This is a genomic window from Desulfosediminicola flagellatus (genome assembly GCF_005116655.2).
Taxonomy (GTDB): Bacteria; Desulfobacterota; Desulfobulbia; order Desulfobulbales; family Desulfocapsaceae; genus Desulfopila; species Desulfopila flagellata.
In genome coordinates, this window is sequence record NZ_CP050698.1 from 2030954 (window position 1) to 2054026 (window position 23073).

Annotated in this window: 19 protein-coding genes; 1 reads left to right on the forward strand and 18 read right to left on the reverse strand. The window is 46.3% G+C overall.

Translation table 11 applies throughout. The features are described from left to right. Positions 1–3: 3 nt before the first annotated feature. A complete protein-coding gene (gene iorA / locus FCL46_RS08425) occupies positions 4–1857 on the reverse strand; it encodes an indolepyruvate ferredoxin oxidoreductase subunit alpha (protein ID WP_136807333.1) in 1854 nt (617 codons plus the stop codon). Between the two features lie 273 nt (positions 1858–2130). On the opposite strand from iorA, the gene FCL46_RS08430 reads away from it, so the two are divergent. Then, on the forward strand, positions 2131–3093 hold the full coding sequence (locus FCL46_RS08430; protein ID WP_136807335.1) for a LysR family transcriptional regulator: 963 nt from the start codon (positions 2131–2133) through the stop codon (positions 3091–3093). A 59-nt stretch (positions 3094–3152) separates the two neighbouring features. On the opposite strand, the gene FCL46_RS08435 is transcribed toward FCL46_RS08430, so the two are convergent. The 17 genes from FCL46_RS08435 to FCL46_RS08520 form a co-directional block, all read right to left on the reverse strand. Beyond that, the gene (locus FCL46_RS08435; protein WP_136807337.1) at positions 3153–4655 is read right to left on the reverse strand and encodes a hybrid sensor histidine kinase/response regulator; all 1503 of its coding nucleotides are present in this window, start codon (positions 4653–4655) and stop codon (positions 3153–3155) included. Between the two features lie 229 nt (positions 4656–4884). Next, positions 4885–5271, reverse strand: coding sequence for a response regulator (locus tag FCL46_RS08440; RefSeq protein ID WP_136807338.1), 387 nt, complete (start codon positions 5269–5271; stop codon positions 4885–4887). A gap of 40 nt (positions 5272–5311) precedes the next feature. Continuing rightward, positions 5312–6238: a methylenetetrahydrofolate reductase gene (locus FCL46_RS08445; protein WP_136807340.1), complete on the reverse strand. Its 927-nt coding sequence runs from the start codon at positions 6236–6238 to the stop codon at positions 5312–5314. Next, positions 6235–6903, reverse strand: coding sequence for a methylenetetrahydrofolate reductase C-terminal domain-containing protein (locus FCL46_RS08450; protein ID WP_136807342.1), 669 nt, complete (start codon positions 6901–6903; stop codon positions 6235–6237). Before FCL46_RS08450 ends, FCL46_RS08445 begins: the two co-directional genes overlap by 4 nt. Before the next feature lie 3 nt (positions 6904–6906). Then, positions 6907–7359, reverse strand: coding sequence for a hydrogenase iron-sulfur subunit (locus tag FCL46_RS08455; RefSeq protein WP_136807344.1), 453 nt, complete (start codon positions 7357–7359; stop codon positions 6907–6909). Next, complete coding sequence (locus tag FCL46_RS08460; protein WP_136807346.1) at positions 7356–11039, reverse strand: 4Fe-4S binding protein; 3684 nt, start codon at positions 11037–11039, stop codon at positions 7356–7358. The genes FCL46_RS08455 and FCL46_RS08460 overlap by 4 nt, the downstream gene beginning before the upstream one ends. Continuing rightward, on the reverse strand, positions 11036–11902 hold the full coding sequence (locus tag FCL46_RS08465) for a CoB--CoM heterodisulfide reductase iron-sulfur subunit B family protein (protein ID WP_136807347.1): 867 nt from the start codon (positions 11900–11902) through the stop codon (positions 11036–11038). Before FCL46_RS08465 ends, FCL46_RS08460 begins: the two co-directional genes overlap by 4 nt. Continuing rightward, complete coding sequence (locus FCL46_RS08470) at positions 11899–12462, reverse strand: 4Fe-4S dicluster domain-containing protein (protein ID WP_136807349.1); 564 nt, start codon at positions 12460–12462, stop codon at positions 11899–11901. The genes FCL46_RS08465 and FCL46_RS08470 overlap by 4 nt, the downstream gene beginning before the upstream one ends. Then, a complete protein-coding gene (locus tag FCL46_RS08475; protein ID WP_136807351.1) occupies positions 12434–13996 on the reverse strand; it encodes an ATP-binding protein in 1563 nt (520 codons plus the stop codon). Before FCL46_RS08475 ends, FCL46_RS08470 begins: the two co-directional genes overlap by 29 nt. Before the next feature lie 9 nt (positions 13997–14005). Continuing rightward, the gene (locus tag FCL46_RS08480; RefSeq protein ID WP_136807353.1) at positions 14006–14890 is read right to left on the reverse strand and encodes a methylenetetrahydrofolate reductase; all 885 of its coding nucleotides are present in this window, start codon (positions 14888–14890) and stop codon (positions 14006–14008) included. Positions 14891–15891: 1001 nt separating this feature from the next. After that, positions 15892–17931, reverse strand: a complete 2040-nt coding sequence (gene fdhF / locus FCL46_RS08485) for a formate dehydrogenase subunit alpha (RefSeq protein ID WP_136807355.1) — start codon at positions 17929–17931, stop codon at positions 15892–15894. A gap of 83 nt (positions 17932–18014) precedes the next feature. After that, on the reverse strand, positions 18015–18806 hold the full coding sequence (locus FCL46_RS08490) for a 4Fe-4S ferredoxin (protein WP_136807357.1): 792 nt from the start codon (positions 18804–18806) through the stop codon (positions 18015–18017). A 4-nt stretch (positions 18807–18810) separates the two neighbouring features. After that, positions 18811–19266 carry a hydrogenase iron-sulfur subunit gene (locus tag FCL46_RS28175; protein ID WP_267313722.1) on the reverse strand — a complete coding sequence of 152 codons (456 nt, stop codon included), beginning with the start codon at positions 19264–19266 and terminating at the stop codon, positions 18811–18813. 74 nt (positions 19267–19340) lie between these two features. After that, positions 19341–21014 (reverse strand): CoB--CoM heterodisulfide reductase iron-sulfur subunit A family protein, encoded by a 1674-nt coding sequence (locus tag FCL46_RS08505; RefSeq protein ID WP_217909589.1) that lies wholly within the window; start codon positions 21012–21014, stop codon positions 19341–19343. 17 nt (positions 21015–21031) lie between these two features. Then, positions 21032–22345, reverse strand: a complete 1314-nt coding sequence (locus FCL46_RS08510) for a 4Fe-4S binding protein (protein WP_167505863.1) — start codon at positions 22343–22345, stop codon at positions 21032–21034. Positions 22346–22396: 51 nt separating this feature from the next. Next, positions 22397–22564 carry an FAD-dependent oxidoreductase gene (locus FCL46_RS08515; RefSeq protein WP_045707864.1) on the reverse strand — a complete coding sequence of 56 codons (168 nt, stop codon included), beginning with the start codon at positions 22562–22564 and terminating at the stop codon, positions 22397–22399. A gap of 74 nt (positions 22565–22638) precedes the next feature. Next, positions 22639–23058, reverse strand: a complete 420-nt coding sequence (locus tag FCL46_RS08520) for a hydrogenase iron-sulfur subunit (protein WP_167505864.1) — start codon at positions 23056–23058, stop codon at positions 22639–22641. Between the last annotated feature and the right edge of the window lie 15 nt (positions 23059–23073).

A 23073-nucleotide genomic window follows, 5' to 3' on the forward strand; every position in this document is an offset into this window, starting at 1 on the left:
TACTTACTCCTGTTCCTTGTTGATTTTGATCGCACCTTCAGTACAGAGCTGTACACATACAGCACAACCGTTACAAAGGCCCTGGTTAATGAGTACCTTCTTATCGTCCATATAAAAGGCAGGACATGCCCAGTCGCTGATACATTTTTTATGCTGCTTGCAGATGTTCTGATCGATTGTGAAACTGACCTTTTTTCTCTTCTTCAGCCTGTTAACATGCAGTGGACATGGTTCGCGGGAGATTATTACCGAAACACCATCATGTTGAAGCGCGTCTTCAATGAGTGCCTGTGTCTTTTTCAGGTTTTTGGGCTTTACGACCTGAACATTTTCTACCCCGAGACCTCTCACAACATTTTCTATTTCAATATGAGTTTTCGGTTTTTTCGAGTAGGAAACATCCATGGCAGGGGAGGGCTGGTGGCCGGTCATTGCCGTGATGCTGTTATCAAGAATAATGAGTACAAACTTATGATTGTTAAAGACCGCATTTGCAAGCCCGGTCATACCGGAATGAAAAAAGGTGGAGTCTCCGATAAAGGCAATTGTGTGCTGGTCGGTAACCACGTCATAACCTGATGGCATGCTCACCGAGGCACCCATGCAGATAGCGCAGTCAACCATCTGATATGGAGGGAAGAAGCCAAGGGTATAACAGCCGATATCATTAGAGAAAATTGTATCTTTTGGTGCTGCCTGTTTTGCTGCATAATAGGTCATGCGATGCGGGCAACCGGCACAAAGGTTTGGTGGACGCCTTGGCAGGACCGGAACGTCAGCCAGATCAAGAGGCTTTTGTTCTAAGGTTTGACCAGTAAAGTAGATCGCTATGGCTTCACGAACCATTGCCGGATCATATTCCAGTAGGCGTGAAAGACGGCCAATACCTTTGCCCGCAATCTCGCAGGTAATTTGATGTTTTTGCGCTGCAATACGAACCGCGTCTTCAAGGTAAGGTTCAAGTTCTTCAACTATCAGAACTTTAGATTTTCCTATTAAAAATTCGGTGATCAGTTTTTCAGGAAGAGGGTTGGTGAAACCGAGATTGAGGATACTGACGGATTCGGTAAGACCAAGTTCCTCGACAGCATCTGCGCAATAAGAGCGTGAGACACTGCTGCAGATAATTCCAAACTCACCGTTTCCGATGATTGTGTTGAATGTGCTGGTGTTGGCAATATTTTCAGCTTTATCCTGTTTCTCTAGCAGTCGCTTATGCATTGCTGGAGTTGTCGCTGGCAGGGCTACAAGTGACATAGGATCTTTTTCAAAACGTCCTTTGGGTTGAACAGGAGTCATCTCTCCATAGACAACCGCGCCACGTGAGTGAGCGACTCTGGTGGTGGAACGGACAATGACAGGCGTTTGCAATTGCTCAGACAGCTCAAAGGCAAACACGGTCATGTCTTTCATTTCCTGTGCGTCTGCAGGTTCGAGCATCGGCAGACCGGAAAATTTGGCAAAATATCTGTTGTCCTGCTCATTCTGGCTTGAATGCATTCCCGGATCATCGGCATTATAAATAACCAGTGCCCCGCGAATGCCAGTGTAGGCAAGTGTCATCATCGGGTCTGAGGCCACATTCATGCCGACATGCTTCATGGTCGTGAGGCTGCGAACACCGGCTATTGCAGCTCCGCCTGCGGCTTCCATCGCCACTTTTTCGTTAGTGGCAAACTCCATATACAGGCCGGCCTGATCCTGTATTGCATAAAGGGTATTAGGTACTTCAGATGATGGCGTACCCGGGTAACAACTGGCATAGGCAAGGCCTGCTTCCAGCGCACCGCGGACAAATCCTTCATTGCCAAGGAGCAGGGCCGTATGGCCGGGTTTGTTCAAGAGCAATTCCGACATGTTTTCTCCAGACGAGTGAATTGAATAGTGTGTATTTAGTGCCTGAAAGAAGACCTGCAATTTTTTTCACGTTCAACGCAGTCGATAATTTTAACCATATGAATACACTTGGTATTTTGGAGATTAAAATTTGAGACCAGCGAAGAAATTTGGAAAATTGGTGGTTTTCTGTCGGGCACTATTTAAGAAGGTTCTCTCATTGAGAAGGGTATTTACTGTTTTTTCACGATGTAGTAAACATACATTAAATACATCTTAGGATTAGAAAAACTAATGCAACCAGATCTCAATCGTCTTCGGATATTCTCGCACATTCATTCACGCTTAAGCATTACAGATGCTGCGGATGAGTTGCATATAACGCCATCAGCGGTAAGTCAGCAGCTCAAAAAACTGGAAGCTGAACTTAAGACACCACTCTTTACCAGATTACATAAACGGCTTGTACCGACACCGGCGGGTAAGCGATTGTATGAATTAGTACAACCATTACTCAATGATTTGCAGGAAGGGATTATCGGTCTTGAGCAGGAGCGAACAGAACCCACGGGTATTTTGAAGATAGGTTCGCCAGTGGAATTCGGCTCAATCTACCTGCCACGTGTTATGGCATCTTTCAGGGGGATATATGATAAGGTAAGGTTTGATCTCGTTTTAGGTAGGCCATCCGACCTGCTTCCGAAAATACACTCAGGTGAGCTTGATTTCGCTTTTATCGATACCTTCCCGACCCGGCAACAACACTATAGTGATTATGGAAGTTTCAGTATTACTCCTGTAATCGAGGAAGAGGTTGTGCTGGCCTGTTCTAAACAATTTTTTGCAAACAGTTTGAATAGTGATTCTTCATTTGAGAATCTTATGAAGTCTATATTCATATCGCAACAGCATGATGCACGGGCCCTCAATAACTGGTTTATGCACCATTTTGGCAAAACCGTGCCCAGATTTGAGATTGCATTAACTGTTGCAAGCCATCAGGCAGTGGTGTCGGGTGTAAGAAATAATCTGGGGCTCGGGATAATCGTAACTCATCTGGTCTGGAAAGAGATTAAGGCAGGAGATATTGTCGTCATCAACCAGGCAGACACGCAAGCGGTAAACAGGATATCGACAGTACTGTTACAGGATAAAATACCGACAATCTCAGAGAAGGCATTTCTATCACATTTTTATAGTGCTGCCAGAAAAAGTAAGACGCTGAGGAGATTTAACTTATGTGTGGATGAGGGATAATTTTCTCCTGTTGTGTCTCTATCCCTCAATTACACCTATTCAGCTATCCAGCTATCCAGCTATTCAGCTTCTGCCACTTCAGCGTGTTCAGTTGCTGGTTGAGTAACAGGGAAACTCAACGTGAACGTTGTTCCCTTGCCAAGTTCAGAATGAACGTCAATATATCCCTGATGGGCTTCAACAACTTCTTTTACTAATGAAAGCCCAAGTCCTGAGCCTGTGATATGGCGGGTCGCTTTCCCTTTCACTCTGAAAAAACGATCGAAAATATGGGGAAGGTCTTCTTTGCTGATTCCAATACCTGAATCGACAACGCTGAGATTGGCAAAACCGCCGCTCACTGATGTAGTAATATCTACAGTTCCACCATCTGGCGTATACTTCACTGCGTTGGAAATAATGTTCATAAACGCGGTGCGGATATGATCGTAATCAACATTAAACCACCAGTCGATCTCCGTTGGTGTATAGTTGATGGTTATCTTTTTGCTCTCTGCCTGTTCTGTAATTATATCAAGAATATGATCCAGTATTTCATGACCTTTGATGGGTTCGAGGTTAAATTCGACGGTTCCGTTTTCCATCTTAGAGAGATTGAGCAGGTTGTCGATCATTCGTAACAGGTCACGGGTACGTACCGTAATCCGTTTGTGCATTGTTGAACATGCCTGGCCCGCTTCGTGCTCACAGCCAATTTGTAATGCGTAAATCATCTGTTCGACAGACGCCAGAGGCGATTTAAGTTCATGAGCGACCATGGCAACAAAATCAGATTTCATCTGGTCAATTTGTTTATGGGTACTGATATCTTCAAATGCGGTTACTGAGCCGATGACTTTGCCACTCTCTGCGGTCACCGGTGCACAATGAGCGCGAAGGTATTTTCTTGAAATAGTACCTGGGGGGAATTCTTTAGTAACAACCTTAGAGTGTTTAATCGCCTGATCTACCATTTTTACTGCAGTTTCATCTAAAATCGAATCCGCTAATGGTTTTCCTATTACCGGGTCTGTTTGAATTTCTAAAATTTTAATAGCAGCAGGGTTATGATGAACCACGACTGATTGATGATCAGTTATGACCACTGCCTCAACCATACAACCGAATACAGTTTTTAGGCGACTCTGTTCGTTTTGAATCGCCGCGAGGCTGAGAGTATGTTCTTCCCGGAGTTGTTTTGCTTCTGCTTCGAGTTTGATTTTCTCAGCTGCCCGACTAACAACAATTCGGATATAATCAGGTGTAAATGGTTTTCCTACAAAATCAAAAGCCCCCTGTTTCATGGCGGTTACAGCTTTTGAGACTGTTGCAAACCCAGTAATAACAATAACTTCGATAGAAGGTCTATGCTCTTTGATCCAGTCGAGTACGGCAAAGCCATCAATACCCGGCATCATCAGATCGAGCAAAACAATGTCGTACCCTTCCTTACGAATCATATCGATCCCCATTTCTCCATTTTCGGCTTTTGAAAATTGATAGCCCCTGCCGGACAGAGCTCTCTGGACACCTTCACGGATAACAGTTTCGTCATCAATTATGAGAATGCGAATTTCAGCCATTTCCTACTCCGGAAATATTTTGAAAAAATGGGTCATAACTATTAAGTCCCTCTACAAAGAACACACTCATGTGCTTGCAGGAAATATTACAAATGTTGAGTAAATCAACGATCTCCCCAAGCTGTTCGAAAGTGCTCCATATGATTACAAGCCGACAGGGCAGCAATACTTTTTTGTATGCTGCCTTGCCGGATCGTGATCAGATGGTGTGCTTACGAATAGCGCTCAACTATAGGAGCCAGCGTCTAATAAGGCTGAGCAACTCCGGCGGATCTACAGGCTTTGGCATGTAATCTTCCGCCTCGCTCTCAAGCATATCCCTGTGAGAATACTTTGAGGTCGTCACTCTGTCCGCAACAGCAGTGAGCAGAATGATTGGGATATCTTTAGTTTCCGGGTCAGTTTTTAAGGCGGCGCAAGCTGCATGGCCATCCATTACCGGCATCATGACATCAAGCACAATGATATCCGGTTTTTCTTCTTTTACAGCCTCAAGACCTTCCTGGCCGTCATAGGCCACCCGTACGTTGTAGCCTCCACTCTCGACGATCACTTTTACAGCTTCAACGAAATCCGGATCATCATCTACCAAAAGAACATTTTTTTTCTCAGTCATAATTTTCTCCTCTTGATCTGTAGGATTGATCCTGCACGGGTCAATCAATCACGGGCCGTGGTAATAGCCCGGCAGTTCCAACTATTTCTTCAAGCTTTTCTTCCCACTCGATGGCCATTACGTGGACACCGGCTACTCCTTCAATTTCTTTTAGTTCCTGAATCTGTTCAACACACATCTCAATACCTTTTGCAGCCTGTTTTTCTTTAGGTTCATCGGCGATGCGTTTGATCACTTCATCAGGGATGTCCATACCTGCGACAAATTTTTTCATGAACTTGGCCATGCCCGCCGATTTAAGCGGGGTAACTCCAGCCAGGACATATGCCCGTTCATGTAAACCTTCCTGTCTGGATTCTTCCATATACTGTTTAAATTTCGACATGTTGTAAATGCACTGCGTCTGCACAAAGTCAGCACCTGCATCTATTTTGAGCTTAAAGCGTGGCACTCGGATTTCATATGGATCGGCGAACGGATTTACCGCACAGCCGATAAAAAACTTAGGTTCTCCCTGAAGCTTTTTACCATTGGGGAATACACCTTCATCCCTCATGAGTTTGACCATGTTAATCAACTGAATTGAGTCGATATCAAAGACATTTTTTGCCCCTGGATCTTCACCGAATTTCTGGTGGTCACCTGAAAGACAGAGCAGGTTATGCACGCCCATCGCAGAGGCACCGAGCAGGTCTGATTGCAGGGCTATTCTGTTTCTATCCCGCACAACCATTTGAATGAGTGGTTCGGTTCCGCTCTCTTTTACGAGCAGACAGCCGGCAAGCGAACTCATACGAACAACCGAAGTCTGATTATCTGTTACATTACAGGCATCGACATTGCCTTTAACATATGCCGCCTTTTTTCTGACAAGGTCGGCGTCTGCACCACGGGGGGGGCCACATTCTGCGGTGACAGCGAAATGTCCGGCCTTCAGGACCTTTTCAAGGTTGCTTCCAGCTTTCATTGTGTCATGTCCTCCCTGATAATGCGGCGAGGGCCGCCATCCCTTGAAGTTGACCATCCTTTATAGGGGATAATCTTTCCGTAGTTATGGAGCTGATTAAGTGCCTTCAACCTGTCTACAATCAATTGCCAGCCGCATGCAACATCAGGAGAAACTTCGCAAATACCCTTTGAAGATCCACCGCAGGGACCGTGAAAAAGCTGTTTTGCACAACGGCTGACGGGGCAGATACCACCAGTGAGATGCAGTACGCAATCACCGCACCCCTGACACCGCTCAGACCATTCTCCCTGACGTTCAGTAACACCAAGAAAACCTGTATTGATACCTGGGAGCACAGGTGTTTTATGGTATTTTTCCGCTACAAACTGAATACCTGCTCCACATGCGATCGAAAGCACCGCATCATAATCTGATACATAAGGTCTGAGCTGCTCTAGATATTCAGGGTCGCATTGGCGTTCCAGGCAAACCTCTTTAATTTCAACAGGGTTGCCGCTTGCTTCTCTGGCGAGTCGCAGTGATGACGAGAGAATCTGAACCTCTTTCTCTCCTCCGACTCTGCAGACAGTTACGCAACCAAAACAGCCGGCAACAACAATCCTTTTGTACGGTTCAACCATCTCCAGAATCTGCTCGAGTGGTTTTGGTGTTCCGGTGATCATCTGTTATGCCTCCTCTAATACCGGCTTGGTAAGGTTATTTCGGGCTATGTTAACCGGGCTTTGGCCGAGATCTTCAATGTGCGCTGAAAACTCGTTAGCGTATGCGGCAAATTTAGCGCCTTCACCGGCGCTCAGGTTGTACATCCGTACACGCTCCCGGCCAAGACCTGTATCTTCAAGTATCTGGGCTACCCGCTCAACCCGTGCGCGTGCACGCAGGTTGCCGGATATATAGTGGCAATCACCTTCAAGACAGCCGACTACCATTACGCCATCAGCTCCGCCCTCAAATGCCTGTAACACCAGTGCTTCTTCAATCCTGCCTGTGCAGGGAAGCATGACGATTGAGATGGATGGCGGGTATTGCCTTCGTTCCGAACCTGCCAGGTCCGCAGCTGAGTACGCTCAATGGCGACAGGCGAAGGCGACGATATTTTTCTCTTTCGCGCTTATCATGCTACTTCCTCCTCGGCAGTTTTTTGTGAAGCTTCCAGTTTATCCGGCCGTACCTTGGCAAACATGTTCTGGTCATTGTAGCGGCCGAGATATATTGTTTTTGCGGGACACTCTGCAACGCAAATTCCACACCCCTGGCAGAGTGCCGGGTTGATTTCAGCAGTATGGTCTTCTGTAATTACCGGTACTCCGTAAGGACATGCTCTGACGCAGGTGAGGCAGACTGCACAGTTTTCTGGTTCCACTCTGCTGACAACTGCGGATAATGTAAGTTTATCTTGAGAAAGAATTGTCAGAGCGCGGGAAACAGCGGCCTGAGCCTGTGATATTGATTCCGGAATGTTCTTAGGGCCGTGGGCAGTGCCTGCCATAAACAGCCCTTCAGAAGGAAGGTCGACAGGTCGTAGTTTGGCGTGAGCCTCTATGAAAAAGCCGTTGGCATTACGGGTACAGCGAAGCATCGACGCCAGCTCATCGGTATCGTTTGGCTTAATACCGGTCGATAACACCAGAAGGTCCGGCTGCAGATCTACCTGCATTCGTATTGATGGATCAAAAATTGAGATATGTATGCTATTGCCCTGATGTTCGCAAATAGGTGCGTTCTGTTCAGGTTCGTAGCGAATGAAATTTACTCCCTGTTCACGTGCTTTTCGATAGCTTAACTCACCTAGTCCATAGGTTCGCATATCGCGATACAAAACATCTATACGACTATCAGGATGCATAGCTTTGAAGCTCAGGCTGTTTTTAACGGCCTGGTTACAGCAAACTCTCGAGCAATAATTCTGCTCATTTTCATCTCGTGAACCTGCGCACTGAATCATCACGATATTTTTATATTGACTCGTAACTTCAGTGCCTTCTGATATAAGACGTTCAAAGTCGGTTTGGGTTATAACATTGACCTGTTCACCGAGACCGTAGAGTTTTGGGCGGTTTTCGGTGGTTCCGGTTGTCAGGAGGATTGCTCCGTGTTTCAGTGTTCGCTGAGAGCCCGACGGGGTGATGATTTCGGTCTCGAAAGCACCGACAAAACCTGAGTGCTCGACGACAACTGAGCTGGTGTAAACCTGGATTTTTTCATCCTGTTCAACTTGCTGGACAAGCGTGCCAAGGTAATTCTGGATATCTCTAAAATCCGTTGTCTGGCGAAGTCGGTTAAGCTGACCACCAAGCATAGGCTCTTTTTCAAGCAGATAAACGTTGCATCCCTGGGCCGAAGCTTCCAGTGCTGCTGTCATCCCTGCAACCCCACCACCAATAACGAGGAGTCGGTTATCGACTGAAAATTCCATTTCATATAATGGTTCGGCCTGTGAAGCGTTGGCAACGGCCATCTTGGTAAGGCGTTTAGCTTTCTCCGTGGCAAGGTCAGGTGCCATTGGGTGTACCCAGCTGCACTGATCACGGATATTGGCCATATCAAAATAGTATTTGTTTAATCCGGCCGCCCGCATGGTGGACATAAAGAGTGGTTCGTGGGTAGTAGGAGAGCAAGCTGAAACTACAATGCGGTTGAGCTGATGCTCTTCGATGATGCTTCGCATCTGCTCCTGCGAATCCTGGGAGCATGTGTATAGCGGTTTATCAACATAGACAACACCGGGTAAGGTTCGTGCATATTCCATGACCTCATTAACATTTACGACAGAGGCTATATTAGTGCCGCAATGGCAGACGAATACACCGATCCGGAGTTCCTCGCCTTCTGCAAGTACTCGTTCATCCGGTAATGTTTCTTCTGTAATGAGACTCCCCCGCGACATTGAAAGAGTTGCGGAAGCTGCCTGGGCTGCCCCTGAAGCTTCGCTGACGGTTTCCGGAATATCTTTAGGACCGTTAAATGCGCCGCTAACGAAAATACCTGGGCGGGTTGTTACAAGCGGACTGAACGATTCGGTGACGGCAAAGCCATAGTCATCCATTTCAATCTGCATGAGGTTGGCAAGTTGTTTGCTTGACTCCTCAATCTGGATTCCCACTGACAAGACGACCATATCGAACATTTCAGCTTTTCTCTGGCCTGACTCATCGGTATAACGGATCTCAAGATTTTTGTTTTGCGGATCTTCAAAAAGACGGCTTACCATTGCACGGACATATTTCACATTATTCTGCTTTGCACGTTCAATATATTCGTCGAAATTTTTGCCAAATGAGCGCATGTCTATGTAGAAGATTGTCGGCTCGATGGACTTATCGTGCTCTCTGGCAATGTACGCTTCTTTAGTGGCATACATACAGCACACTGATGAGCAATATTCGCGATTGCAACTGCTGTCACGTGAACCTACGCATTGAATCCATGCTATCTTTTTAGGATGACTTCCATCACTTGGTCTGGTTACTGTTCCCGACGTTGGGCCGGATGCAGAGAGTAAACGTTCAAATTCAATTGAGGTGACAACATTTTTATAGATGCCGTAACCGAACTCGCTTCTGATACTCGGGTCGGAAACTTCAAAGCCGGGCGAGAAAATAACTGAACCGATATCGATGGATTTTTCTGTGAGGATATCCTGATAATTAATGGCGCCAACGCCGCATATTGATTGACATATTCCGCAATTACCTGTGTTAAGGTTTACGCAGCTTTGTGCATCAATTACCGGAACGCGAGGGACAGCCTGGGGGTAATGGATATTTACAGGTTTTCTTCGATTGAGCCGCTCATTAAAATCATCAAGTAAAGGTTTCGGTGTGCGTTTGGTTAACTGATCCATAGAGAGAAAGTCAACAGGACAAACCGAGATACAGGCACCGCACATCTGACAAATATCAATGCCGGCTTCAATACCCTGCTCATGGAGTTTCAGGGCGTTGATTCCCATCACCTCTTTGCACATCATGGAGCAGAGGCCGCAGCGAATACATTTTTCGAGAGCTATTTCATCCTGCTCCTTGCTGATCTCTTGAGATCTGGCAATGATAGCTGCACCGAGACTTTTCTCAAGTTCAGGGGCATTACTAATTTCGACCGCACCAAACTTAGCCGGACACGATGTAAAGCATGCTCCACAGGCGGTACAGCTTTCCTGATTTATAGTCGCGGTTTCGCCTTTGGCCCAGCTTACAGCATCTTGCAGGCATGCCTTTTTGCAGAGACCACATTTACCGCATTTGTCTTCATTGATGCTAAAGGTCCATGCATGTGGGGAGGATGCTTCAGGCGGACGCGAACCTGAAATAATGCGTTTTTCTTTGGCACGTAACGGTTTCTTTTTTCCTCCAGCATCTGCTGTGTTTTCGGTATTGAGTACATCCGGGAATTCAGATTGATAGGTGACAGGGCAGGTGTGCTCACATAATCCGCAACCGGTGCATTTATCGATATCGACATATCGTGCACGGCTGGTCACTGTCGCAGTGAAATTTCCCTGTTCACCTGTAATGCCGGTAAGTTCACTGTGGGTGAACAGTTCGATGTTTTTATGTCTGCCGACTTCGACAAGTTTTGGCGATACAATGCACATCGAGCAGTCGTTAGTGGGAAAGGTTTTATCGAGTTGCGCCATCTTGCCGCCGATCGCCGGAGACTTCTCAACCATATAGACTTTGAAGCCACTGTTCGCCAGATCCAATGCCGATTGCATACCGCTTATACCGCCACCGATAACCATGATTGCTCCGGTGGGTTTGTTTTTGGGCGTTGATGGAGGGACGAGATTAGAAGTCATGATAAATCCTCCCTTCTGGTGTCAGCCTGAGCCAGATGCTTTTTCAGAACATCGGCCGGCACAAGATGTACTTTTTGCTGTTTTTCTGGATAGGTCCCGCTTAAAGCCGCGTTGATAAGTTCTGTTATGTAATAGACAGGCAGAAGAGGTCCTGCCGGGTTTATATCGAGTTGCCTGCTTTCGACATTGGCCTGACACATGGGGCAATCTGTTACCATTGCAGTTGCACCACCTCGTTGTGCGGCTTCAACGATATTACCGACAAGTTTTACAGCAATGTCAGGACGAGTCATAGTCAGACTTCCTGAACAGCACTCGGTTCTATGAGACCATGAGACAGGTTGAGCCCCGGTGGCCAGAGTGATCTGTTCAAGAGTGGTTGGCATTTCGTGATTTTTGCTATCCGTCACATGGGGTGGGCGTAATGAAAGGCAGCCGTAGTAACAGGCAACTTTCATATTATCGATTGGATGCACCATATGCTTTTCAAGCATCTCAAGGATATCCAAACGGGAGAAAAAACTGCTTATATGGATGATTTCATACTCGGGAGCATACGAGTCGACATCCCAGAAATGAGGATCTTGCCGTAATGCCTTATCGGCAGCTTTTAACCGCTGATAACATGCGGCGCAAGGGACCAGGATATCGAGGTCGTTATCTTTCACCATCAGCAGGTTGCGAATCGACAGTCGCATAGATATTTCATGGTTGGTCATATGTGCCGAAGATGCACCGCAACAGTTCCAGTCAGGAAGTTCCTTGAGGTTGATTGCAAGCTTCTCACAGATTTCCTTAATAGATTGATCGTAATCCCGGGCTGTACCCTGTAGCGAGCATCCGGGGTAGTATGCCATGTTCATCGTTCATACTCCTTGCCTTTACCCGCAAATATTTCGCGTATTTCCGGTTTACCCTCTATTGAGTGAGGGAGAAGGTTCAGTTTACCTTTTCTGAACATGTTGAGACCGAGCTTCATGTCTCCCATAAAATCTTTCGAGCGAATTTTATATGCGCCAATCATGCCAACTTCATAGGTGCGTCCCCATCTTTTGATCGATTCCATAAATGAGAGATGAAAGGCGGGAACCCGTGGTTGTGCAGGTTTGATGTTCTTTCGAAGAGCAAGCTCGCGCAGTACATCCATAAGAGCGGTTATGTCTATGTCGTTCGGGCACCTGGTGGCGCAGGTATCGCAGGATGCGCAGAGCCAGATGGTGCTGCTGGAGAGGAGTTGCTGTTCCATCCCATAGCTGGCAAGACGAACGACCTCCATCGGTTGCAGGTCGAAATAATCGGCAACAGGACAACCGCCAGAACATCGACCGCACTGGTAGCAGGTCTGCACATCGATTTTTCGTGATTCTAGTTTTTTCAGCAGCTTCCTGTTTCCCTTAGCCGGTGAAATATTCATGCTCTTCATGGGTTTCTCCAGTTGGGGTTTCCTGTACAGCCGGAAATCTCAGAGCAAATGTAGTGCCTGAGGGCGAAGATTCTGTAACGCGAATGGTACCCTGATGCTCTTTGACAATGGCGTATGAGACTGACAGCCCGAGTCCTGTTCCTTCACCGGGCTTTTTCGTGGTGAAAAACGGATCAAAAATTTTCTCACGCAGTTCAGGTTCGATACCTGAGCCTGTATCTGAAATAGCAATTTCTGCGATGCCGCTACTGGCTCTGTTTCGTGTGGTGATGGTGAGTGTTCCGCCATTCGGCATAGCCTGAGAGCTGTTGACCATGATATTCATTACCACCTGATTGAGTCGGATGGCGTTGCCGAATACCGGTCGCAGGTTTTTCTCGAGTTTCAGCTCAATTTTAATATTATGGAATGACGGCTGGTTTTTGAGGACACCAAGAGTTTTGGTAACTACGTCATTGAGGTTGAGCAGATCCATTTCGTAACTTGTCTGATGCGAAAATTCGAGCAGATCAGCGACAATGACCTTACAACGTTCTGCCTCGCGTATAATGGTTTTCAGATCATCCTGGAGTTCGTGATTTTCTCCAAGGTCTTCCAGTACCATATTGGCGTAGAGCATTATGCCGGACATGGGATTATTTATCTCGTGGGCTACACCGGCAGCAAGCCTGCCAAGACCAGCCATTTTTTCTGACTGCATCAGCATCTGATGTGTATTTTCCAGATCTTCCTCAATTTTATGCATGGCGCGGAGATCTGTGAAAATACCGTAAGTAGCTATTTCCTGTCCGTTATCATAGATTATCCCGCCTGAGAACCTGACCGGAATATCCTGTCTGTTTTTATGGGTAACAACTAATTCCTGATGTCTGAGCTTGCCCATCCCGCCATATTCATGGCTTCGCATACGAGAAATTACTTCATAGGCGACACCTTCTTTATACAGTTGGGTCACATGAAAGTTTGAAAGTGTTTCTTCCTCAGAATATCCAAGTAATGACTGAGCACCCTGATTAAAGAGGATGATGTTCCCCTCCATATCGGCTGCAATAATGCCGTCTACTGAGGAATCAATGAGGTTATGGAAAAACACATTGCGCCTGCGTAACTCGCGCTCAAGAATTTTGAGATGAGAAATATCTATGAGATACAGAATGTAGTAGTCAGGTTTGGATGGCGGGTAGACAAAGACAACATCTATTACTCGTTTTTCTGAACCTTCCTTTTCGATACTGATCTCTTTTCTGAAACGGGATTTCTGATTACCCTGGCTGCTTTTAAAAAAACTATCGAAGAGTTCAATGAGTTCCGGATTGTTCCCATGTAAAATTGAGTTAAGACTGCTGCCTGTTAATTGTGAAAAAGGAACATCTAAAAATAACCCTGCCGCAGGGTTTGCGTAAATTACCCTATGGTTAGTATCAACAACCATAACGCCGTTGGGCGTTTCTTCCAGAATCTGATAAAGATACGGTGCTGATTGCAGATCCGTATTATTTTCGATAGAAGGATGTAATGGCGTTTGGGTTGCCATAGAACTCTCCTATCGACCAATCATGTCGAGGAAATCAGGTAAACGATCTCGTAAACCGATTGCAAGCAGGACTGTACCGTCACACATCCCTTCAAGATCACGAAACAAATCTGCACCGATCTGCATACCTGCATCTTTCTTTACCGGAGCATTCATCATTTTTTTGAGAAATTCCTGAGGGATGGAGGGAACTCCCGGAAGATTATTGAGGTACCTGACCATAACAACAGATTTTAGAAACATGATAGAGCTGTATAGCTTTATCCCGGTTCGCTCTGCTGCCGGTTGGAAAGTGTCGATGATGTTTAGATCGTAAGTAGGGCCAAGGGTGACAGATTTAACGCCATGGTCAGCCATGAAATCAAACGAATCTGCAAGTTTTCTGTTAATACCTGCATCATCCGAAAGCTCCAGTGCTACACCCGCAATAAGGTTTGTGGCACCGTCGAGTGTTTCACCGGCAAGGTCGCGGCCCCTGTTAAGGGCAGCTGCTGACTTGATCATGGTCGGTAAATCAAGGTCTTCACTCGAGCGGGTTACTGGTTGATCACCTTCTTTAGGGTCATGCCCCTGTTTGATGAGGATATGCGTGATACCAAGAGAAGATGCGGCGAGTAAATCAGCCTGGAATGAAATGCGGTTACGATCACGTCCATTAATGACCATGATCGGGTCAATATGAATGTTTTTTAAGGTAAGGCAGGGCGCGATGGGAGCCATCCTCATGATAGCGTGCTCGCTGTCAGTAACCTGAACTGCGTCTACCCGGCCTCGCAGTTGCTGTACTGAACTGACAAACGAGTCAAGATTCGTGCCCTTTGGAGGGTCAACTTCGGCAATGACATTGAAGGTTGATGAAGTGGGTTCTTTACTGTTGTCTTGAGCGTCTTGCATGGTGCCTCCTGTATGCAGAATTGCAGAGTGCGAATTCGCAAATCGGTAATGCACGAATGGCTGTCATGATTGAGCAGGTTCTTTATCATGACGACATAGTGCACCAGCTGTTACGTAAAACAGGAAGCAGGCACGGATAACGCATTGTGAGCAGACTGATGTCGAAGGAAAACGCTGTAGAGTAGAGCAGTACTCATGGGCAGTGTAGGGGACAGGTAGGGTGATATCAAAGGACTGCTCCTCCATTACACGTGGAGTGCTGGAGAGACCTGTCGTCGCTTGTTTCAAGGAATGAAATCAAGCGCTTTCACTCTAAGCCCGTATTCCACCGACGTTGTGTGTATTTCAAATCTACATGGACGCAAAGAGAATGTCAAACCGATGAATTGACTTTTGCTTAGACATGACTTAAAGCGAGGATTGGCATTTTTCACTAGAAATACACATAATAACAAATGATTAGATAATGTCTTATGGGGGTAGCCTTTGGATGGCGGTACAGGCTCTTGAAGGGTCGTGCACTGACGAAAAGAGTATGCCGAATGTGCTGTAGCAATTGGAAAAACAACATAAATTAAATTGATCTATAATATATATTAAATAAATTTCACAAGAGTTAAATTTTTTTTCAATATGTATAAAAAAAGTGGTGAGCAATGAACGTTAGACTCCGAATTTGATGGATCATTAAAAGCAATGTGAACCGTATTTGAAAACCAATGTAATTATTCAGTCAAGACCTAATATGTACCCTTTTTTGCAGGCCGTAACTCTTTAGCAGTGCTCCAGATGGCCTCAAGCGGGATGATTGGCTATAGTATACCTATGCGAAGCGTCCCGATCGGGGTCAGGTGGGGTGCAATTGTAATGATATACAAAGCTGTAAAGACTGTCTGGATATAAAATGAAAGCCCCGTTAACCAATATAGTTAAAACTATCTGGTTAACGGGGCTTTCAGGTTTAAAGTGTCAACCCCGTGGAAGGGGGACGACTCATTATATCAGGCTGCTTTCCGGATATTTACCGCACAAACTTTAAGCTCCGGAATCTTACAAATCGGATCATGAGCAGGATTGGTGAGAACATTCGCGCAACTTTCAATAAAGTGGAAAGGCATGAACACTGAGCCGTCATCTACTCGTTTTGTTATTTCCGCTTTAATATCGACACTTCCGCGACGTGAACTGATTGTGACAAGATCACCCTCTTTTATCTCAAGTCGTGCAGCATCGTTCTGACTGATTTCAAGAAAACCTTCCTTTATCTCAGCATCAAGAGTCGGTGAATTTCTTGTCATCGTACCGGTATGGTAGTGCGCAAATACTCTGCCTGTTGAAAACCAGAAAGGATATTCGTCGTCAACAACCTCTGCAGGTGGCTTGAAATCGATTCCATGAAACAATCCTTTGCCACGGGCAATCTTGCCTTTGTGCAGGAATCTGGTGCCAGGGTGATCCTGAGTAGGGCAGGGCCACTGCAATCCTTCACCTTCCAGACGTTCGTAGGTGATACCGCCGTATGATGGTGTAAGCGAAGCGATCTCATTAAAGACTTCTTCCGGGTTTGCGTAGTTCATTGGATAGCCGAAACGACTTGATAGATCCTGAATTATCTGCCAGTCCTGGTGTGCTTCTCCGCGAGGCTCAACCGCTTTACGAACACGTGTAACACGGCGCTCAGTATTGGAAAATGTGCCATCCTTTTCTGCAAAGGAAACACCGGGAAGTACGACGTCAGCCATCTCTGCGGTTGCCGTCAGGAATATGTCCTGAACCACAATAAAGTCAGCTTTTTCGAAAGCTTTCTTGACATGGTTGACATCCGGGTCACTTACAACAGGATTCTCACCCATGATGTATAGCGACTTCACTGAACCGTCCTCAAGACCTTCAAGCATTGCAGGAATGGTAAGACCAACCTTATTGGAAATGGAATCGACATTCCATGCCTTGGCAAACTTTTCACAGGCGGCAGGATTGGTTACAGGCTGATAGGCAGTAAACACGTTAGGAAGGCCACCCATATCGCAGGCTCCCTGAACATTGTTTTGTCCACGTAGAGGGTTAACACCGCACGATTCCTTACCAAGGTTTCCGGTAAGCATTGCCAGGTTGGCAAGTGTTTTCACATTGTCAACACCGGTTGTGTGCTGTGTGATACCCATACAATAGATAATAGAGGCCTTCTCTGCCGTTCCGTAAGATTCAGCAATCTGGCGGATAACGTCGGCGTCGACACCACATATCTCTGACGCCATTTCTTCGGTAAAGGATTCGATAACCGCTTTACAGGCTTCGAACTCTTCAGTCTGATCGTCAATATATGCCTGATCATGCCAGCCGTTTTTAAGGATAACGTGCATGATACCGTTAAGCAGAGCGACATCCGTGCCCATTTTATGGCTGGCATAAATATCTGCAATTTCAGAAATGTGAACCTGCCGTGGGTCAAGTACTATAACCTTGGCCCCGTTTTTCTTAGCGCGGAAAATGCGGGTGGCCACCAGCGGATGAGCTACACTTGTGTTTGAACCGATAATGAAGATACAGTCAGCATCCTCAATTTCGTCCATTGAGTTTGTCATCGCTCCACTACCAAAAGATGCGGCAAGACCTGCCACAGTTGAGGAGTGTCAGAGACGGGCGCAGTGGTCGATATTGTTAGTTCCTACACCTGCCCTTGCGAATTTTTGCAGGAGGAAATTCTCCTCATTGGTTACTTTAGCTGAGGTAAGAAATCCTATACTGTCGGGACCGCTTGTTTCCTTAATCTCTTTAAGTTTTGATGCGGTGTAATCAAGGGCTTCGTCCCAGCTAACCTCTTCAAGGGTTCCATTTTTACGAATCAGAGGCTGGGTAAGTCTCCTCTTGTTTCGGATAAACTCGTGCACGTTCCAGCCTTTAATGCAGAGTTTGCCTTGATTCACGGGGCTTGTTTTGCAGGGAATAGTGCCAATTGGATCACCATCAAGCACTTCCAGGAAAAAGTTACAGCCACAGCCACAGTATGTGCATGTTGTCAGTACTGTCCTGTAATCCATAGTCGCTCCTTACTCATTATGTCTCTGTACTCAAATTCTATTACTCGGACCCTATAGCCGGAAAAATGGCGTATTGTCCGAAATTATTTATCAATCATATTGAGCGGTGATCTCTGTCCACGCTGGATTCCCGTCTTGTAGTCAAACTTCTCGTCCATGATGCTGTTGACTTTCTTGTACAGCGTTCTGAGCGGGATAGTGGAAGGACAGGCCTCTTCGCACAGGCCGCAGTCGATACATCTGCCAACCATATGCATTGCTCTGGTGTGATGAAAAACAGGAATCTCCGGTGGGAGTTGACCGTTTTTCACAAGTTCGTCGCATTTGAGACTGCAGTCGTTGCAGAAACACATAGGGCAGACGTTAGAGCAACCGTAACACTTGATACATTTTACGAACTCATCCATCCAGAATGAAAATCTGTCTGCAAGCATAAGATTATCAATTTCGGCAACGGATGTGTTCTCACGTCCCTCAGCTGCTTCTCCTGCGGTGATATCTGCCGGAAATGGCTGCGAGCACTCACAGGCGTCTGCAAGTTCCTGAGGACAGGCTAATCCTACTGTCAAAACCTTGTCCGGGCTGAGCTGATTCCAGGTATACAATGTCGTCAGTGCCCTGTCATCGCATCCTCGAACAAGAATGCCAAATGTGTCATCAGGATATGATTTATGTATATTGGTCAGATATTTAGTTAAGGGATATCTCGCATCACCGGCTTTGTCCTTATCACCGAGAACCATCATGTCCAGTTCATCGACATTCTGATAGAGATGAGGGGCAATGTGGCCATTTTTGTGAGCCAAACCGAGGAAACCTTTAATTTCTCCAGATTCCAGCAACTCTTTGACTTTACTCTTAATAGTTTCAATCATATCGTCACTCTGCCGCGATGGGCTCTACCACATCACCTCGATAATCTTTTTTAAGGGGTGAAGGTCCTATTTCACGCAACTCGTCAATGAAGGTGTTGAATTCGTGGACTAGTTCAGGTGCTTCCGCAGATGAAACCCATCCTGCTTTCAGGCGACGTTCGTCGATGCCGCTGAATGAGAGCATTTCCTTCAGTACAGTTACTCGTTTCTTAGAGGAATAATTACCATACAGGTAATTGCATTCGCCGAGGTGTCATCCACCAACAAAGACTCCATCTACCCCTTTTTGGAAAGCAAGGAGTATATGGTGTGGTGACACGCTTCCACTGCACATAACCCGGACAGTACGAACATTTGCCGGGTACTGCAATCGACTGACCCCAGCCAGGTCAGCAGCGGCGTATGCTCACCATGTGCACAGGAAGCATACAATTTTCGGTTCGAAAATGTCGTTACTCATCAGTTAATTCCTTTTTAATGGGTGATTAGTGCATCGTACTATGTGGATCACTAGCATCTGTTTTCGGATAACACCTACATAGCCCTTATCTGGGCGAGAAGCTGTTCCGGTTTATATCCTCGTAAAATAGCGCTGTGCGACGGACAGGTTGAGGCACAGTTGCCACATCCTTTACAAAGAATGTCCTTGACTTCACAGGTTTTAGTTTTGCTGTTGTAGCTAATAGCATCGTAAGGACAGACATTGAGACAACCCATGCATCCGACACATGTCTCTTCATGAATTTCCGCAACGATAGCACTCTTTACTAATTTGTCCTTGAACAGGATTGCGCCCACTCTGGAGGCGACACCAAACCCTTGTGTTCGTGCTTCAATAGATGTTGCAGGGTATCGTGCACTACCGCAGACAAAAACACCATCAGCGGCGAAATCGAGCGGTCGCAGCTTGGCATGTGCTTCAAGAAAAAATCCGTTTTTATCTGTTGGAACCCGCATAAGTCCAGCTACATCAGGTGCATCGTCTCTTGCGACAAGTGGAGTGGAAAGAACGACCAGGTCGCTTTTGATTTCTTTTTTGGTTCCGAGAACCACTTGATCAAATGTCACAGTACCGTCAGCGACAACAGGTGTAGTGGCTCCGTCATAGACATCAAAATGTATACCCATACCTCGGGCATCCCACAGCATCTGTTCTTTTTCATCACCATACATCTGCATGTCACGGTAAATCACGTTAACAGTAGCCAGAGGAAACTGGCGTTTGATGTGCATGGCGTTCTTGACAGCTGTAAGACAACAGATTCGTGAGCAGTATTCCCGCTCTTGGTTACGGCTTCCAGCACACTGAATCATAGTCACGGAAGTACCTTTGAAGGTGCCTTCTTTCAGCCGTTTCTCAAGTTCAAACTGGGTGATTATATTGTCACCATTGTGACCAAGAAGGCCTTTCTCAACCAGCGGTACAGCACCGGTGGCAACTACCACACAACCAACTGTCTCCTTGAACGGTCCATTAGGAGTCTCGACTGTCACTGAGAAATTACCAATGTATCCATTGATATCGGTAACTTTAGAGCCGATTAACGGTGTGATGCCGGGAGTCGCAGCGACTTTTCCTGCGAGATCGGTGATATAATCTTCTGAAGATTTACCGTCCTCAAGTAGATGCAATTCGTTCATGAGTCCGCCGAATTGTTCTTCTTTTTCAACGAGAATAACTTCAAGACCCATTCCTGTGAGAGCTTCTGCAGCGGATAGACCAGCTATACCACCGCCGATGACAAGAATCTTTCGAATAAGAGAAGATTCAATCTCGTCCTGAGGTTCAAGGGCTGTGGATTTGGCAACGCCCATTCGAACAAGATCTTTGGCTTTGGACGTAGCTATATCCCTCTTTCCCATATGTACCCATGAGCATTGATCCCGGATGTTGACCATCTCAAAGAGATAAGGGTTTAAGCCGGCCTCCGCACATGAGGAAGAAAAAAGTGGATGATGGGTTCGCGGGGAACATGATGCCACCACAACCCTGTTGAGGTTGTTATCAGTTATGGCTTTCTTAATTTCAACTATTCCCGACTCCGAGCAGGTGTAAAGATTTTCCTTGGTAAAAACAACACCTGGAAGAGTTGCTGCATACTCGGTAACGGCTGCGCAGTCGAGATGCCCGGCGATATTGGATCCGCAATCGCAGATAAATACGCCGACCCGTAAATTCTCTTGTGTATTTTTGCTCTTCTTATCCATGTCCATTTATACCTTTATCAAGATACCTCAAGGAGCTTTTCGCGAGTCACAACCTGTACTGCTCGTGACGCTGCACTGGAAGCCTGGGCGACAGACTCGGGGATGTCCATAGGTGAATGGGCACATCCGCAGACGAATATTCCCTCTTTTGAAGTATCAAGAGGTTTATCACGGCTGGTTTTGAAGAAGCCGAATTTATTAATTTCGATTCCGAGAATATCCGCAAGATCCTGCATACCTTTGGTTGGTGAGCAGGCTGTTGCAAGTACAACCATGTCAAATTCTTCGCGCATGACTTTTTGCTCCTGAGTATCCTCATAAACAAGGACAGGATTGTCATTGTCACCGCGGACAATTTCAGCTACGCGACTGCGTTTGTAAGTGATATTGGAGTTGTTGCTGCCACGCACCTTGTATTCGTCGAAACCTTTTCCTACCGCCCGGATGTCCATGCCGAAGATGGTAGAAGTGGTGTCGTTGTCATGCTCATGGGCAATGATCGCTTCCTTGATTGAGTGCATACAGCAGAAGCCGGAGCAGAAGGGGTAGAACCGTAGATCCCTGGAGCCGACACACTGAATGAATGCAAGCTTACTGGCGGTGCTGAATGTCGCAGCCTGTTCTTTAAGAGTAGTTAGTTCCTTAACAAGATTCTGGTACTCTTTGTATTTGTCAGCCCATTGATCAAGGGTAGCGTCACCTCCAGATCCGTTTGCCTCGTACTCTGCATAAAATTCGGCTGAACTCTTACCGTTTTTCTCTTCGAGTCGTGCAAGTGCTTTGGTTGAACGATTTTCAATTTTTTCAAGATCCTTGATCTTTGAATTGACAATAATGTCAGAAGGCCGATTGAGATGACCGTGGGTAGGTCCACTGGCACTGAGAAATCGTTCAAACTCCATCGCGGTGATTACATTCGGCAGATCACGATATCTGTATTCAGGTATTTTGATCGGGTCGAACACATCATAGCCAACAGATGTTATGATAGCGCCGACATCCAGTTCGACAACCTCATCTACCTGGTCAAAATCAATGGCGTTTGCTTCACATTTCTTCTGGCATATACCACATTTTTTACCATTGAATACCCTGCAATGATCGGTATCGATAGCATGAGTGGATGGAATTCCCTGGGCAAACCAGCTGTAGATAGCTTTTCTGTACGAGTGTTTCTCGTTGTATAGATCAAGCACATCCGTGGGGCATTTCTCTGTGCATGCACCACAACCAGTACATTTGTCCTGATCAACGTAACGGGCTTTTTTGCGCACCTTTACTTTAAAGCATCCGGCAGTACCGGAAACTTCTTCAACCTCGCTATATGCCATTAATTCTACGTTTGGATGTCGACCGACATCAAGCATCTTTGGCGAGAGTATTCAGATGGCACAGTCATTGGTGGGGAACGTTTTGTCGAGCTGGGCCATTTTGCCGCCGATACTCGGTAAACGCTCCACCAGATGTACCTTGAAGCCCATTTCGGCCAGATCCAGAGATGACTGTATTCCTGCAATACCGCCACCAATAACAAGCATGTCCTTGTTCACTAGCTACCTCCTGTTAAGGCAGTTATCACGTACGATGAAAAAGCCTTTTTCTTCGCACCTATATAAAAAATATTCTAGGCCGCTTCTTCTACAGCCAGAGGGCCCAGAGATGCAATCTCTTCTGAAAAGCTTGTAGCCACTTCAGCGAATTTCGTACCTTCAGCCGAAGATATCCATTCGAGACGAACACGTCTGGGGTCGATACCGACCAGACCAGCGAGTTTTTTTGCAGATCCGAAAACTTTTTCAGCCTTTACATTACCGTCCAGGTAATGGCAGTCACCGATGTGTCATCCGGCGACCAGAACACCATCGGCTCCTTTCTGAAACCCTTCGAGGATGAAGTTCGGATTTATTCGCCCTGAACACATCACTCGTACAATGCGGAGAGTAGGTGGATACTGGAACCTGCTGACACCGGCCAGATCCGCCGCTGAGTAAGCGCACCAGTTACAGGCAAAGACTAGTATGTTCGGTTTAAATTCCACGGACATTTTTTCTTCCTTAAA

Bases quoted from the DNA above. Each gene is read 5' to 3' on its own strand.
- FCL46_RS08505 (WP_217909589.1), bottom strand. From the start codon at position 21,014: ATGGATAAGAAGAGCAAAAATACACAAGAGAATTTACGGGTCGGCGTA.
- FCL46_RS08465 (WP_136807347.1), bottom strand. From the start codon at position 11,902: ATGAACATGGCATACTACCCCGGATGCTCGCTACAGGGTACAGCCCGG.
- FCL46_RS08450 (WP_136807342.1), bottom strand. From the start codon at position 6,903: ATGATCACCGGAACACCAAAACCACTCGAGCAGATTCTGGAGATGGTT.
- FCL46_RS08460 (WP_136807346.1), bottom strand. From the start codon at position 11,039: ATGACTTCTAATCTCGTCCCTCCATCAACGCCCAAAAACAAACCCACC.
- FCL46_RS08510 (WP_167505863.1), bottom strand. From the start codon at position 22,345: ATGGCATATAGCGAGGTTGAAGAAGTTTCCGGTACTGCCGGATGCTTT.
- FCL46_RS08475 (WP_136807351.1), bottom strand. From the start codon at position 13,996: ATGGCAACCCAAACGCCATTACATCCTTCTATCGAAAATAATACGGAT.
- FCL46_RS08445 (WP_136807340.1), bottom strand. From the start codon at position 6,238: ATGAAAGCTGGAAGCAACCTTGAAAAGGTCCTGAAGGCCGGACATTTC.
- FCL46_RS08435 (WP_136807337.1), bottom strand. From the start codon at position 4,655: ATGGCTGAAATTCGCATTCTCATAATTGATGACGAAACTGTTATCCGT.
- FCL46_RS08480 (WP_136807353.1), bottom strand. From the start codon at position 14,890: ATGCAAGACGCTCAAGACAACAGTAAAGAACCCACTTCATCAACCTTC.
- iorA (WP_136807333.1), bottom strand. From the start codon at position 1,857: ATGTCGGAATTGCTCTTGAACAAACCCGGCCATACGGCCCTGCTCCTT.
- FCL46_RS08440 (WP_136807338.1), bottom strand. From the start codon at position 5,271: ATGACTGAGAAAAAAAATGTTCTTTTGGTAGATGATGATCCGGATTTC.
- FCL46_RS08430 (WP_136807335.1), top strand. From the start codon at position 2,131: ATGCAACCAGATCTCAATCGTCTTCGGATATTCTCGCACATTCATTCA.
- FCL46_RS08470 (WP_136807349.1), bottom strand. From the start codon at position 12,462: ATGAAGAGCATGAATATTTCACCGGCTAAGGGAAACAGGAAGCTGCTG.
- FCL46_RS08490 (WP_136807357.1), bottom strand. From the start codon at position 18,806: ATGATTGAAACTATTAAGAGTAAAGTCAAAGAGTTGCTGGAATCTGGA.